At 25.8% G+C, this 15003-nt stretch carries 20 protein-coding genes; 2 read left to right on the top strand and 18 right to left on the bottom strand.

Going from position 1 to position 15003, the window contains the following annotated elements:
• Nucleotides 1–139: 139 nt before the first annotated feature.
• Nucleotides 140–292, bottom strand: a complete 153-nt coding sequence (locus MHZ36_RS04390) for a hypothetical protein (protein WP_239229855.1) — start codon at nt 290–292, stop codon at nt 140–142.
• Between the two features lie 69 nt (nt 293–361).
• Entirely contained in the window at nt 362–826 is a 465-nt protein-coding gene (locus tag MHZ36_RS04385) for a DUF4930 family protein (protein ID WP_239229854.1), read from the bottom strand.
• A 149-nt stretch (nt 827–975) separates the two neighbouring features.
• On the opposite strand from MHZ36_RS04385, the gene MHZ36_RS04380 reads away from it, so the two are divergent.
• Nucleotides 976–1155 (top strand): hypothetical protein, encoded by a 180-nt coding sequence (locus MHZ36_RS04380; protein ID WP_239229853.1) that lies wholly within the window; start codon nt 976–978, stop codon nt 1153–1155.
• Between the two features lie 99 nt (nt 1156–1254).
• Here the strand turns inward: MHZ36_RS04380 and MHZ36_RS04375 are convergent, their stop codons facing one another.
• The 8 genes from MHZ36_RS04375 to MHZ36_RS04340 all read right to left on the bottom strand — a co-directional run bounded on the left by MHZ36_RS04375 (nt 1255) and on the right by MHZ36_RS04340 (nt 7399).
• The gene (locus tag MHZ36_RS04375) at nt 1255–1536 is read right to left on the bottom strand and encodes a hypothetical protein (RefSeq protein ID WP_239229852.1); all 282 of its coding nucleotides are present in this window, start codon (nt 1534–1536) and stop codon (nt 1255–1257) included.
• A 202-nt stretch (nt 1537–1738) separates the two neighbouring features.
• Nucleotides 1739–2416, bottom strand: coding sequence for a RadC family protein (gene radC / locus MHZ36_RS04370; protein ID WP_239229851.1), 678 nt, complete (start codon nt 2414–2416; stop codon nt 1739–1741).
• A gap of 654 nt (nt 2417–3070) precedes the next feature.
• Nucleotides 3071–3274: a hypothetical protein gene (locus tag MHZ36_RS04365; protein WP_239229850.1), complete on the bottom strand. Its 204-nt coding sequence runs from the start codon at nt 3272–3274 to the stop codon at nt 3071–3073.
• 538 nt (nt 3275–3812) lie between these two features.
• Entirely contained in the window at nt 3813–4610 is a 798-nt protein-coding gene (locus MHZ36_RS04360; protein ID WP_239229849.1) for a glycerophosphodiester phosphodiesterase family protein, read from the bottom strand.
• A 587-nt stretch (nt 4611–5197) separates the two neighbouring features.
• On the bottom strand, nt 5198–5374 hold the full coding sequence (locus MHZ36_RS04355) for a hypothetical protein (RefSeq protein ID WP_239229847.1): 177 nt from the start codon (nt 5372–5374) through the stop codon (nt 5198–5200).
• Nucleotides 5375–5463: 89 nt separating this feature from the next.
• Nucleotides 5464–5628, bottom strand: coding sequence for a 5-bromo-4-chloroindolyl phosphate hydrolysis family protein (locus MHZ36_RS04350; RefSeq protein WP_239229846.1), 165 nt, complete (start codon nt 5626–5628; stop codon nt 5464–5466).
• 45 nt (nt 5629–5673) lie between these two features.
• Nucleotides 5674–5922, bottom strand: coding sequence for a hypothetical protein (locus MHZ36_RS04345; RefSeq protein ID WP_239229845.1), 249 nt, complete (start codon nt 5920–5922; stop codon nt 5674–5676).
• Nucleotides 5923–6898: 976 nt separating this feature from the next.
• Nucleotides 6899–7399 carry a MepB family protein gene (locus MHZ36_RS04340; protein ID WP_239229844.1) on the bottom strand — a complete coding sequence of 167 codons (501 nt, stop codon included), beginning with the start codon at nt 7397–7399 and terminating at the stop codon, nt 6899–6901.
• Nucleotides 7400–7715: 316 nt separating this feature from the next.
• Between MHZ36_RS04340 and MHZ36_RS04335 the strand changes: the two genes are divergently transcribed.
• Complete coding sequence (locus MHZ36_RS04335) at nt 7716–8192, top strand: GNAT family N-acetyltransferase (RefSeq protein WP_239229843.1); 477 nt, start codon at nt 7716–7718, stop codon at nt 8190–8192.
• A gap of 35 nt (nt 8193–8227) precedes the next feature.
• On the opposite strand, the gene MHZ36_RS14415 is transcribed toward MHZ36_RS04335, so the two are convergent.
• From MHZ36_RS14415 to MHZ36_RS04300, 8 genes are all read right to left on the bottom strand, one after another.
• Nucleotides 8228–8902 carry a prepilin peptidase gene (locus tag MHZ36_RS14415; protein WP_481867121.1) on the bottom strand — a complete coding sequence of 225 codons (675 nt, stop codon included), beginning with the start codon at nt 8900–8902 and terminating at the stop codon, nt 8228–8230.
• 125 nt (nt 8903–9027) lie between these two features.
• Nucleotides 9028–9384, bottom strand: coding sequence for an MmcQ/YjbR family DNA-binding protein (locus MHZ36_RS04330; protein ID WP_239229842.1), 357 nt, complete (start codon nt 9382–9384; stop codon nt 9028–9030).
• 124 nt (nt 9385–9508) lie between these two features.
• Nucleotides 9509–9916, bottom strand: coding sequence for a GNAT family N-acetyltransferase (locus tag MHZ36_RS04325; RefSeq protein ID WP_239229841.1), 408 nt, complete (start codon nt 9914–9916; stop codon nt 9509–9511).
• A 14-nt stretch (nt 9917–9930) separates the two neighbouring features.
• Nucleotides 9931–10071, bottom strand: a complete 141-nt coding sequence (locus tag MHZ36_RS04320) for a hypothetical protein (protein ID WP_239229840.1) — start codon at nt 10069–10071, stop codon at nt 9931–9933.
• A 96-nt stretch (nt 10072–10167) separates the two neighbouring features.
• Nucleotides 10168–10326, bottom strand: a complete 159-nt coding sequence (locus MHZ36_RS04315; RefSeq protein ID WP_239229839.1) for a hypothetical protein — start codon at nt 10324–10326, stop codon at nt 10168–10170.
• A gap of 515 nt (nt 10327–10841) precedes the next feature.
• A complete protein-coding gene (locus MHZ36_RS04310; RefSeq protein WP_239229838.1) occupies nt 10842–11348 on the bottom strand; it encodes a GNAT family N-acetyltransferase in 507 nt (168 codons plus the stop codon).
• Nucleotides 11349–11423: 75 nt separating this feature from the next.
• On the bottom strand, nt 11424–12389 hold the full coding sequence (locus tag MHZ36_RS04305; protein ID WP_239229836.1) for an XcbB/CpsF family capsular polysaccharide biosynthesis protein: 966 nt from the start codon (nt 12387–12389) through the stop codon (nt 11424–11426).
• The gene (locus MHZ36_RS04300) at nt 12386–14731 is read right to left on the bottom strand and encodes a CDP-glycerol glycerophosphotransferase family protein (RefSeq protein ID WP_239229834.1); all 2346 of its coding nucleotides are present in this window, start codon (nt 14729–14731) and stop codon (nt 12386–12388) included. Before MHZ36_RS04300 ends, MHZ36_RS04305 begins: the two co-directional genes overlap by 4 nt.
• Nucleotides 14732–15003: the final 272 nt, after the last annotated feature.

Here is a 15003-nt window from a genome sequence, read left to right as displayed (position 1 = left end):
TACATTTTTTATAAAACATATGTGGAAATTCATTTAATATTTAAGTTTTATTATTAACATTACACATACACAATAATTAACGCTTTTTTGAGCATAAAAAATACGTCTCATGTAATGAGACGTATCAGTATATTGCATATTAAGCTTTATCATCAGTTTTTTCAGTTTCAGCTGATGCTTTGTCTTCTTTTTCATCTTCTTTATAAAGTGTTTCTTCTTTACGCCATCGTGCAAACAAATTTTGTGCCTTTGCTTGTTCATCGGCTTTCTTTTCTTTAGATTGTTCACTCATAATTTATACACCAACCTTTAACTATTTTCATTATAAGGCTAACGCATTTTCGGTTAGAATTCAAACGTGTTACTCGAAACTTGACGGCGGCTGCAATTCAATATGCTGTCCTAACTTGTTCAAATCTTGTTGCATTTCAATTTCAGTCTTATAAACTCTTATACTTTCAGACCCGAATTTATAAATAATAAATTGATCTCCTCTTTGACCAGCAATATATTTATCATTGTAACCCATTCTTCCTATACCAGAAACTGACATAAATTCTTTCTTATCAATCCAATTAAACATATTTTTAGTTTGACTTAATGGAACATTATTTAATAAATCATTATCTTCTAATGTATATCTTTGGCCACCATTGAGTTGTTGTTCTTCTGGTGGAGCATTATTACTCATTGGAGGTCTATTATTGTGGACTGGATTCCATTCTTGATCTTTTAAAAAAGGCGCGTATTTCAATGCGAAAAATACAATTATTATAATTGCAATCACAGCTATAATATTTTTTATTAGGCTAAATATAAACCGCATGAACCATCCTCCTACTTCAACATTTACATTATAATTCCTTTGAATACCTAACTACATCAGTCTTTAGGAGTATTTTAAAATTTACTATAGACCGATGCATCAAGCATACATTGTATAGTATAATCATTTACAAAGGGAGTGAATTTTCTATGAGTATTATTTCAATCATTCTACTAGCACTCTTAGTAATTCTATTATTTAGAGTTGGGTTATCTTTACTAAGATTTATTATATATGTTGGTATTATCATCTTATGTATATACTTAGGTTATCAAGGTATCCTTTGGTTAATGGACAACTTTAATACGTATTTAAATTTCATAAATTAAAATTTCAGCGCTTAAATAGACTTATGTTAATTAAGCGCTTTTTAATATTAAATAATAAAATTGATTATCGCAATGATAGAACAAGTATGCGTTATCCACTTATTTTTTTAAACTATTTGACAATATTTGGTACGCCGCGTAACTTCCACATAACAAAAGTGCCCATACAATAGCAACTACAATAGAGCTACCTAAAGCTAACCAAATTGAAAGATTCGATTGATCCACTAACGAATAAATCAATGTAACAATTACATTACCTACTATCGATAAAACCGTAGTAATACCCAAACATTTCAAAGTTATTTTTTCATTTTTCTTTGTCAATTGCATTACATAAATCATTGGTAACAATAAACCTAGGATTAAAACTATTCCCATCTTTACAATCCTCCTCATAATTCAATTAAAGTATACCTTAATCTTAGATTAGGAGAAAGATTTGTTATAAAATTCAAACCCTAATTAATTACGTCTTTTACTTACTTAATAAATAATCAAGCATATAAACAAATTGTTAGGTATCACTGAACAACGTATCAATTCATTATAACTATACGTTAATGCCTGTTATTTTATACACTTAATCAAAATAACCTTCTTCCACCATACTTAAATAGCAATGATCACCAATAATCAAATGATCTAATACGTCAATACCTATCATATCACCACACTCACGCAAACGTTCAGTTGTAATCAAATCTTCACGTGAAGGCATGACATCACCTGACGGATGATTATGTAATAGTATAATTGCATTAGCAGAAAGCTTAACCGCTTCAGAAAATACTTCTCGCGGATGAACAATCGAAGCATTTAAAGTTCCAATAAAAATTACCTTTTGTTTAAAGACAACGTTTTTCGAGTCTAAAAACAATACGACAAACTGTTCTTGCTTTAGATGTTCCATCTTTCCCATCATATAATTTGCAACATCCTTTGGAGAATTAATTTGTATCTTCTCTTCCACACTACCTGAATGCATACGCTCACCAAGTTCAAATGCTGCTATTAATATTAGTGATTTATATAAACCCATACCTTTCACTTTTCTCAAATCATTTATTGACAATGACTTTAATTCTTTTAAACTCTCAACTGATTTCAAAAGTTCATTTGCTACATCAATACTAGACGCTCCCTTTCTTCCAGTATTAATTAGAATTGCGATTAATTCAGCATGTGACAAATAAGAGGCACCGACACTTAACAAACGTTCTCTAGGCTTTTGTGTTACTGCTAATTCATTAATTTTCAAATAGTTAGACCTCCATAAATAAAATAATCGATATGGACTCGTAGGCTTCATAACAAATTTATTGTTAAATATAATAATTTCCTTTCTCGTTAAAACATCTCTTTAAGTTGAAAATAGCTAATTTAAGCAAAGCGATTTAAAATTGACATTAATCCATAGTTCAAAGTTTAATATAAAAATTATTATGCTATATCTATAAGTTAATTATAGCAAGATTAAATAGAAACCCAGAGCAAAATAACATATTCAAATTTTCCGATTAAATAAGATAGTGTTTTTTCAATTATAGAGGTAACCGTTATAATTGATTGAATTTGATAGACAAAAAGCAAACGCCTTATGCTTAAAAGTTATTCGTTAGCATCTTTACTATAAAAATCTTATACTTAATTTAATAAATCATTATATCTATAAAATTCCACATTATATTTTTGAAGTAACTCTTATTTTTTATAAGGAATTAAATATTCATATTGTTATATAATTAAAAGTCCTTATTTAATTTTGGTAAATTGAATAAGGACTTTTAAAATACGTTTTGTATTAGGTTGTGAATATTAACCCCTTAATCAAAGGGTTGATATACTAGAATTTATTGATTTAATATAAAGCAAAATTACAATTAAATGATTTGCTATAAATTTTTATCTATTTCTACTTTTGAATAAAATAAAGTATTAAAACTGTGATGATAGAAATCGGAATTAATAATTTATCCGCATTCATCATAGAATCAGTTAATTTTTTAAATTCCTTATCTGAGGACTTTTTCTTTTTTAAATCAAAATATTGTTTCCCATAATAAATAGCTGGCAAAATATTAAGTAATAAAAAAATTATTAATATCGAAAAAACCATATACGCCTCCCCATGTTAATCCACAAATGTAGTTATTTAGTTCTATTTCATTTGTATTTACAAATTAATTAAATTACATAAACAAACTCACCATTACTTCGTGTTTAAAAATTGTAAATCGTATCTGATAGATTAGCACTAGTTCTATTTATACCAATACTTCGTTAGCTTAAACAATTCAATTTCAAATGTAACATAAACATTTCGACCTATGTTTTCTCACTTTCCAAAATACAAATATCATATAAATAAACCATACATTATTCAAAAACTAGATGTCTTTAATTATTTGAATAAAATGTCTACTAAACTACCTATAAAGATTAACAAATTTTAAGTAATATCATTCCCAAGTGAATTACATTTGTATTTTCATATTAATCCTCTACTATTTAGAAATTAAATGCTTAATTACACTCAAAATATTTTTCAATAACGCTACGAAAACGTTTCGCATACCAAACTTTGTCCTATACCCTAATTAAGAAATAAGAATATGTAAGATACGTAATCAAAAATATTTTTATAAATTACGATTTTAAGGGTTGTTAATAAAACCACCATCTACATTTAATTCTTTCATATTTTTCACTTCTTTTTTACTATTTAATGTAAATACGTGAACTTTCAAGCCATGCTTATGTGCTTTTTTAATCATATTTTTCGTTACTTTATTTTGATTTATTCCAATACCATATATATTTTTGGAAAGCCTATCTAATTCGTGATCAGATAACTTATTCACATCATCATCACTGATTAATTTAATAAGTGGTATATTACTATTTATATGATGAATGTTCATCAAACTTTTTTCAGAAAAGGATTGTATGATAATCTTACCCTTTTTAAGTTTATGATTTGTTAATAAAACCTTTTTATTTAATTCTTTAAATAATCTTTCATCCATTGTTGGATACATTTCAGGATTTTTTGTTTCTATGTAAAAATTTGCTTTCTTATAATACTTATCTAGTACTTCGGACAATTCAGGTACCTTTTCACCTCTATATTTTCTCCCAAAATATGATCCGGCATCCAATGATTCAATTTGTTTTAATGTTTTATCTTTAACATATCCTGTATCATTAGTTGTTCTATCCACTTTGTAATCATGCATAGCAATTAATTTTTTATCTTTTGTCATTTGTAAATCTAATTCTATATAATCAGCTTTTTTATTTATAGCTTTATCATAAGCAGCAAATGTATGTTCAGGTGAAGAACCACTTGCACCTCTATGAGCAATATTAAGATAATTCTTATTCAAAACATTGTCATTACAAGCATATAAAAAAGCAATCGAAAATAATAGAACAATCAGTATCTTTTTCAATTGTTTTCAAACTCCCAATATCATGTTGTTAATAGAACATTCGACATGAATAACTATATCTAACGATTAATAATTCCTGCTAATGCATCGTTTATAAAATATGATAATTTTTTTAAATTGCACACCTTTTTAATAATACAAAATTCTAATCCTCAAAGCCATAGATATTGGCAATTTTATTTTTTTTATTTTAAATTGATACAAATAAAATTTCAGAGATTACATTTGTAAATTAATAAATATTAATACATAATAAAAAAGACTTAATAATAGAAATTAAGTCTTTTTTATATTTCTGAGATATTTAAGATCGCCTATTAAGCTAGCACCTTTTAGTAATTCTATCGGTAATGTGCCGTTTCTATAACAAAGTTAATGTATTTGTCATTTTCATTATACTAGTTTATTATCCATTCTATATTTTAATTTACAACATAATAGCGTTAGGAAAAAATATTTCTAAAGAAGCGAATAAGCAAACTGCAAATATCAGGAAATAATGAAATAGACACCTCTTTTATTTCTTTCTTTCTTTTTTTAAATTCCACTAACGATACACCCTCTATTTTTATAAATAATAATCCGTACTATCTATTATTTAATAACTGTTTTTGTTTCTTTCTTTTTTTATCATAATCAACAGTTATTCCTATCATTGTTCCAATTATAATTGAAACTGCTAATCCTGCAATTAACCCGAGGGTATAACAAAAACCGAATGATAAAATCAATATGTATGGAATCCAGCTTATAAACTTGAACATTTAATCCCTCCCTTAAAAAAGCAATAACTTATTTTTATTACTTTATATTGCTAAGCAAACAATAATATCTTGATAACAACCATTCTATATTAGCTCTTGTTTTTATTCGCTTTAATCGAAACATATATATTACCTAAAAAACCAATTATGGCGCAAAGTAAAGAGGGTAATAATGTTGATTGACCTACATAAAATACGATTAAAAACATTAATATACCTACTACAATACTGATAATCCATTGTTCTAAATTCATGAATCTCATCCCCTAATTTTATATTTCTCATTAACTAATTCATTTTCACTTCTTTTTACTCGGATGGGCGTATCCAAATGCAAAAGAAAAGACACTTAAAATTAGACCCAAAATAATTAAGCCATTTAATTCTTTATTTACAAAAATATTAATCAAACCTAAATCACCTAGATTATGCCATATTCTATTGTCTCCAAAATCAATGCCTATATAATTTAATATGACTGCCAGCAGAATCAAACCTATAAACACTAATAGACCATCTTTCAGACCATTTATGAAACGTTTGTTCAAGATTAAAACCCCTTATATCATTGCAAATATTTGTCAAAATAAAATTTATTAACTTACTCAATTAATCTGAATTGCTACTTTCAACATGTTTATAAATATATTTAGGTTCAAGTATTTTTTAAAATTAAGCGTATAGCATGATTTTCACTCTATTGTTTTCTAAATATTCAGATTTATTAGATTTGAATTTGAACATATTTTTAACTGAAACATTATGTATTATTTTGTTACACTACTACAAATAAATAGTTGTTTATTGCCTTTCCTAAAATTAGATTAGTCATTAATTTTTCTACTTTTAGCTTTTTTTTACAAATAATGGATAGAACAACAATAATAAAACAATTAATAATTTGGATGACATAAAAATTCCTCCTATACCTTTTCTAATATACACAACATATTTATAAGCCAACTTAATTATATAACAAATATATATTATTTCCAATAAATTTTTGTTAACTAAATGTTTTGAAGTTATTAATAATAACCAAAAATACTCAAAATTAATAATGTTTAATTTTAAGTTATATTTCTCTTGTATGATGTTACGGATAAAAAAGCTCCATGATTAGATCCTCAAAAATTCTTTGAAGTCATACAGTTGTTTGAGTCTATATTAGAAGTACTGTTAAGCACCTTAATGTCCATCTACTTTGAGCATTGCTAGTATCGTCTACATAGCGTATATAAGCATTATGAAACCACATATTTCAATACAAATTAAAATTATATCCATAAAAAAATGCTGTAAGCCTGAGTAACTTACAGCAATTCAACATAAATTTTTTCATTAATAATAAAATGGTATGGATAAAATTAAGAATAACAGATATGTTTTTTTAATAGAATGCCTGAGAATTAATGTAAGTAAGCTTCCCATTCTTACTTACATTATTTATTTTATATTAAATATTGAAAAATTTAAATATTAGATTTTTCAGAATATAAGTAATATTACAAACATTTCCCTTTTTCAATTTAAATTATAGAGTTTCTTAATTTTATTTTTATCAATATTAGTAGTTAAATCTACAAAATAATTATTTTGCCATTTTTGTGTTTTGGCTGCTGTATTATTTAAATCTTTATCCCATGGTGGATATACTCTAAACGCCATTTTCCCTTTGTTTTCTGTAGTCATTAGTATTTGTTGCTTGAGTAATATCATTTTAGGAAATACAAATTGTCCGTAATATCTACCTTCAATAATGTTAACAACCAATAATTCTTCAATTTCTTTAAAGGTAAATGATCTATTTTTATTTTCGTCATCTTTTGTCCATACCGATAAAAATTGCCCTTTTTTCTTATTTGTCTTTTTGGCCAATCGACTTTTAATTTTCACATCATTAACTTGCATACTTATTGCTTCATATTCTGAATTCCATTTTTCTTTGCTTATATTTGAAATATTAAAATCTTCAATTTGATTTGCTATTTTATTAAATATGCTAACTGATTGATATTTTCTCATAAATATACCTCCGACTTATTAATGTATTGTTATTTATTAGTATTTTTATTTGCTGTATCCGGACGTTTATTTCATAAGCTGTATATTTTATTACATCACTATTCACTTATTCATCATCTCAGTTAAATTTTAGTCCAGAAAATTACAAATCCCCCAAATCAGTATTGTATTTATATTCATTTATAGTTATAATTACTATATTTTAAAATCACTAAATTCTTCAAAAACCTTAAATTAATCCAATTTTATTTAACTGAATTTTCCGTTTATTTATAATTTATGCAATACCTCAAATAAAATGAAAGGAGACACGTATATGCAATTAATAAAATTTACTAATCAGCACTTATCAGATATTAATAATTTCCAACTAGAGCAAGATCAAATACACTTCCCTAAGTCCCCTTCATACCATATAGAAAAGGCAAAAAAGAATAATGAGTTACACTGTATACTATGCTTTAATGAGAGCAACCAATTAGTATCTTTCTTTGTATTACAATCTAACAGTGAATATGCTACGCATTTTACCACAGAAACTGAAAACACACTTTTCTTTAGATCATTTTCTACAGATAAAAGGTTTTTACGACAAGGTTATGCCAAGTCCTGTTTAAATGCTTTAAGTAAGTATATAAAAAATAATTATACAGATATTTTTCATGTGGCGCTGGTTGTAAATGAATGTAATGAGGTATCCTATAACTTATATAAATCATTAGGATTTTACGATACTGGTATTATTGTTACTAAATATAAAACTAAACAAAAATTATTACAAAAAGTTCTTTGATTTAAGTGGGATTTTAATTAAACCTTTTATTATTTTTATAAAATGTTAGCTAAAATAAAGCCAATTAATATAAAAGGAATTAGAGGCACTTTTAAGATGGGTTTTCTTATAAAGCATATTAAAAACAAAGTTATAATTCCACCTGTAGTAAATGTAAGTAGTACCATTGATATGTACAACTCTGTAGGTAGTAAATATGCTAATATGGAAAATAAAAGAATATCACCATAGCCAATCGCACCTTTAAATATAAAGTAAATACAATGTGTGAAAGTAGTAGCTATAATAAAATTCATGAAATAGCCATTACAAATTATTGTTATACATATAATAAAAATAATGACGATATGCAACGGTATGGTATAGGTTTCAAAATCATAGATGGCAAGTACTAGCAAAAACAAATAAATTAACAAAAAAGTGGTAGGATGTATATCCATTTTATAAATTAATAAAAGGCAACTTGGTATGAGTGAAAGAAGCTCGCCAACTAAATATGTATATTTCAATTTACATTGACAACAGCGTGATTTCCCTTTTAATATGATAAAATTTAATATCGGTATTAAATCCAAGAATCGAATTGCTTTTTTACAATTATCGCATTGCGACCTCGAACAAAAATAATGTATGTTCAGTGTTTCTACATGACAAAGTTGATACATAAAACTAAACAAAATTGGACAAATTATAAATTGATATACAAACATAAAACCTCCTAAAGTAAAGATATCACGTTCTTTTCCTTCAAGTAAGAAAATACTCACTTATTAATATTTTTCATTTTTTCTAAGTCATAATATTCAATTTAAATGTCCGTATTATAGATAAACTTTTATGACGTTAAGTCATAACTATCAGTTAGCCAAACTTCTATTTCATCAATTGTGTCAATTTCCGATAAATTTACAGTAACCCAATTTGATTTGTCCATATGATAGGCTTTATAAAATCCATTTTTCTTTCTTAAACCACCTATCATTTCCTTTTGCACTTTAATATTTAAAACATCAATCATACTATCTTTATTTAATCCTATTTTATCTGCTGAAATATCCATAATGAGTGCAAACCATTTATTATTTGAATTGTGTCTTAACACAGCAAAATTTCTATGATTCTTCCATGGGTAATCAGGAATAATATGATATCTCTCATTAACGTAATTAAAAATGTCATTTCTAGTAATCATACTATCTCTCCCCTCTACATATCATTTTCATGTTTTAAAAAGATAATTGTACAACTGATTTATATAAAAAACTGTCGATAAGATGCTTAGCGACAGTTTTTATTTCAAGTACAATTGTAATTCATTACATATTCAATTTCATATAACTAATACAGTTAAAATCTATTGTTGCAAATAAGCCAGATTTTTCATAAAAGTATTTCTTCGTTGGATCATTGTCTGTCGTTAATACAATTTGTCTAACTCCATTATATTGCTTCAATACATAATTTAATAATTGCTTTCCAACACCTTTATTTTGGTACTCTGGTAAAACTAATAAATCTTGTATATAGACAATTGATATACCGTCCGTTAATGCTCGAATTAAACCAACTAACTGATTATCATGTTTAACAGTAACAAAATAGCTCGATTGCTCTAGCATCGCAGTCAATTTATATTCACATGATAAATAGTTAAACCATCCTACAGAATGATATAAATTATATAGTTCTGCCTCTATAGGCAGTTCGTTTATATAGTAGTCCATCTTCACACCTACTTTTATCTATCTCTATTTATACGTTTGCTAATTGCAGCACCTATTGCAATACCTACAATTGACCCTATTGGAAAACCTAAAAATAATGTTAACCCTAAGCCGAATACTACCATCCATGTTATAGATCCTATAACTTTTTTCATTTTAAAATCTCCTAAAAATACATCTCTATAATTTTGATTTCATAATGTAACATTCAAGATTGAATTTTAATTGATTTAATATCAATTATTTAAAGGTTAACTTGAGTTTGCAATCAACCAAGTCATTATTTTAACAAGAAAATAAATATAAAATATAGCAAATATCATCGTAATTAAAAAATGTAACACCGTTTTTATTACTTTAATTAATATTGATAATATAAAGGCGATGATGATGATTGATGTTACGCTCATTATGTCACTCCCCAGCGCACTATTCTATGTTGAATTAATTGTTTCAGTTAATTATCATTGCCCGTAAAATAATTAAAGACTATCAAACTTCTTAATACAATCACACTTAAGTATATAAAAACCTAATAGTTTAGTATATACTTAATGCCTTTTAAACTTTTCTTAATTTATGTATTTGTTACAACATTTATTCTTTTAGGTAAACTATTAAGAATCTAATGCTTTAAAAATTTAATGATAAGTATATTTATCATTAACATTATTACAGCAAATAATAAACAAAAACATGGAAAAAAATTTGCCCAACTATAGCTATTCAAGCTATTACCTTCTTTTCATGATATGGTTTCAAGCTATATTATGATTTTTTTAAACTATTGAATCTCATTATACATATATATCTTATACCAATATTTTTTCTTACTAAACAATTTATATTACTTAACAATTATATTGTATATTATAATTAAGCTAATATCTATAAATCAAATTATAATAAACGAATTCGTCTTATATTATCTGTTTTTAAAATAGAATATATCACCTTTTGCAATATAATCATTATAAGTATCATCGTTTACAAAACCTAGTCTATTAGCTAATTTAATCGATTTTTGATTCTCTCTATCTGTTCTAATCAGCATTTTTATTTCCTTACCTACAATCGTATCAATCCATTGAATTATTGATTGCATTGCTTCATAAGCATAACCTTGCCCTGTTTTATCCGGATGTAATCGATAATATAAATTCAGAACTTTGAATTGATCTAGATATATATTTTTGATGCCACCACTACCAATTAATTGATGGCTATATTTATCCAAAAATAAGAAGTAACCATAGCCAAAATTATTCCAATCAGCAAGCCAATATTCAATCATCAAAGCTGTATCATTTGCTGTATGATGTTTACCTGCAGGTGTATATAGTGTCGAAGAAATATGAGCATGTATTTGAAATAATTCTTTTGTATATTGAAGTGTTGGTTTAATAATTTTTAATCTTTCTGTTTCAATCATAGTTTACACTCCTATTAATATCTAATTTTTTGTTTAATAAAAAACGCCCCAGTAATTATAACTGTGGCGTATACTTTATAAGTTTGTCAAAGATTCACTGCTTAACAATTTATTTAAAATCATCAATTGTTCTGGCACAGTGTTTTTTGATACTTCCGGATGAGATGTGATATATTCATCTTTTTTATTAATTAACTGTAAGTTTTCTCCTGAAATTGCATTGGCTTTCGAGTAATTAAATTCTACATTTTCAGAACTAATTATATATTTTTCACGTGTACTATTAATATTTAGGTTATGATTAATTTCATTAGTTAAGTCTTCTTTTCGAATATGTTTTAAAAAATGCTCATCTTTCAAATTATATTCTTCTGCACTAATTATCGGATCAACAGCTAAACTTTTCAAATTCATTTTTGCACTATAATACAATGCACCTGTGCCGCCTTTAGAAGCGCCATATAAAACGGTGTGATTATCAGGTATATTTAGCTCATTTTGTACTTTACGAATTGCAGAAACAATATCTGACTCATATGACATATTATTTATAGTATTTATATAATGTGAACCATGTGAAGCATTGAGATCCATAATTCTCATTGTATATACATTTTTAACTAAACTTCGTTCAATACCATCGAAAAATTTTGGAAACATACGCTTAGGAATCAGTGAACTATCATAATTTTCAGCATTAGGCATACAAGTAAATAAAACAAGTAATTTTACTGATTCAAAACGGTTCAACTTTTTATCCCGTGGATAATCTAATGTATAAAAGATATCGTTATGTCTAATCAAATCTTTTCGTTGAAATAGTTCTTCCACATATTGTCGTTTATAAAATTTTGAAACTGTTTGCTCATGAAAATATAAGACGTAATCTTGTTTTAACATTTCTATATAATTTTCATAAATTGCACTAGAGTGTCTTGCTTTTTGAATATAGTTTTCTGAATCTCCTGTATCTATCATTATTCGCTTTTGATTTTCAAACATTATATTTTCTGTATATTTAAATATTTTATTTTCTATCATGATGATTTACTCACATTCTCTTTTGTATTTTCAAATATACATTTTAGAATATTTTCTGAAGTATTCGATTTATCATTTTTCATTAATCTATTAATCATTTGACTATAATCAATTGTGCCAACTCTAGTTAGTTGACCTGCTAACTTTGCTTCATTTAATGCTGCTTCTGGAAATCTTCCTACCTCATTAATATCAAAATAAAAACCAACATCTTTTTTATATTGAGAGTCATCCTCTTGTAATAAAAATATAGGTTTATTTAAATGCGCATAATCAAATATTGTAGAAGAATAATCTGTGATCATGGATTCACACAAAATATATAATTCTTGAATATCAACAAATTCATTATAAAAACAGTGTATTCTTGCATCTAAGCCATTATATTTATTTCGTAATCTCGCTTCATTAGGGTGCAATTTAACAATGATTTTATAATTTTTCGGTAATTGGTTTAATAAAGTTATTAAATCAATTTGAGTTAAACTCTCGCGCTCTCCTTGTCTCCATGTAGGACAATATAATATATACTTCATATTTTTATCATTTGTAAATAAATATTTGCGCTGCACCCTTAACCACTCTTCCTCATTGTTATTATTTATTAAATATTCATTTCTTGGTGAACCTAACTCTAACACTGTTAAATTATGATTTTTTTCTAATTTGAATGCAGATTTCAACAATAATGTATTTAAATTTGAAGCAGTGATTAAATAATCCCATTTTTTCATACGAGGAAGGAATTTATTAAGTTGTGCTTGTTTCTCTTTTTTATCAGCTAAATCATTCACCATTTTTTTCAATGGAAAACCATGCCAGGTTTGTATAAAAATTTGATCTTTATGTTTGAAAACCTTGTCTAAAGAATTTCCATTCATAAATATATATTTACAAGAGCGAAATATCTTTTTATATATTGTACTTCCAAAACGTATTGGAATTAAACCAGCATTTCTTACTTCAATATCCACTAGTGAATTTACAGAACTAACATATACCTTTTTATGCTTATATAATTCTTTAATTTTAAGTGCTAAAAATTTAGGGTCACCACTAAAGTTATTACCATGAAAAGATTCTATAAATACTTTATTTTCATCTGGTTCTATTCCATCCATGATTTTTCTTTCTAATCTCTCTTTTCTAAAAGTATACATTTTTTTCATTCGATTAAAAAAGATATTATTGTTTAGTAGCAACTTAAACATTGTTGTCTTTTTAAGTTGTTCATATAAATCACGTTTATGATCAAGATTTTGTATTTTATTAATATGTGTTTTTTTAAACCTATACGAAGGCAGTTTACGTTCTTTGCCTTTTTTTATTTTCATTTTACTGATTTTCTTTAAATAATCATCAGCATAATTATCGTTTGTAAAATTGATTTTCAGATTTTGTATATCTTCCATACGCTGCTCACGAGTGTACTTACCTTCAAGCACCGATATTAATTTTTCACTGTCTTTTTCAAAATGTTTTGTCAAAAATGATACACCGTGGTATTGCTCATATATTTCATTTAATACATTGTCGTTTCCAGCATATATTAACGCTTGATTCCCAATACCTATTGTTTCTAATATAGAATAACCTAACGTTTCATAAGGGGAGGTAGATACATAAATATAATTTAGTGGTTCTTTTTCATTTATATGTACATTATCTTGTAAATTATAATATGCGACTAAATTTTTATATAAATTTTCTGAAGGTCCGTATCCTACAATATACAATTGTATATCTGTTTTATCTGTATTTTTCTTAATATAATTTATTAACTTTATTACATATGAAATATCTTTGATACCATCTTCAAAACGTGATTTTATCAATAAATTACGCTTAGTATTTGTGGGTTTCTCATTTAAATTTATATGTTGCGCATTAACATATTTGTTAAATACTGCATCATACTGATACTTTTGTTTGAATTTCTGCTTTATAGATTCTGTACTCACCCTTATACAATCTATAGAATCTAATGCTAAATCAATTTCATCATTTATGTATTCAAGTGGGCCATGAATCTCCCCTACTATTTTTATTTGTTTATTATGTTGTTTTATAATTCGTGAATATTTAAATAAATCTTCCCGCGTAATAATCAATACGTCACCCGTTGAAAGTTTAGTTTCAAATTGACTACTAAAAATTGTGAAATTTGCTGAACTAATGTCTTCATGAATAATTAATCTAGTTATGTCACTTGCTTCAAATGGTTGACTATTAAAATATTGAACGATATGACCTTTTTCTAAAAAAGTTTTAATTAAATTAATATTACTTCTAGAAGTCCCACCTTTAGAGAAAATGTTATATCCAAGTATGTTTATCCGCATATTTTGAAAACTCCCCTTTAAAATTTTTCATCTTATAATCAATTCCCCATATATTAATTATAATTATCGACTAATTATATAATACTATATAATATTTATTTAATCTATATAAATAAACAAAGCATAAATTTATATCGTTATAATTGCTTTTTATATATTTTATTACCTAATTTATAAAAATTAAACGGTAATTTTAAAATTGTTTTACAAATTTGTAAATTTTATTTTTTAAATTTTAATAATTTGAAAACTGCTTTATATTTACATTGAAT

Source organism: Staphylococcus sp. ACRSN (genome assembly GCF_022346615.1).
Lineage (GTDB): Bacteria > Bacillota > Bacilli > Staphylococcales > Staphylococcaceae > Staphylococcus.
Note: the sequence above shows the minus strand (reverse complement) of the source record. Positions and strands in the feature narration are given on the sequence as shown.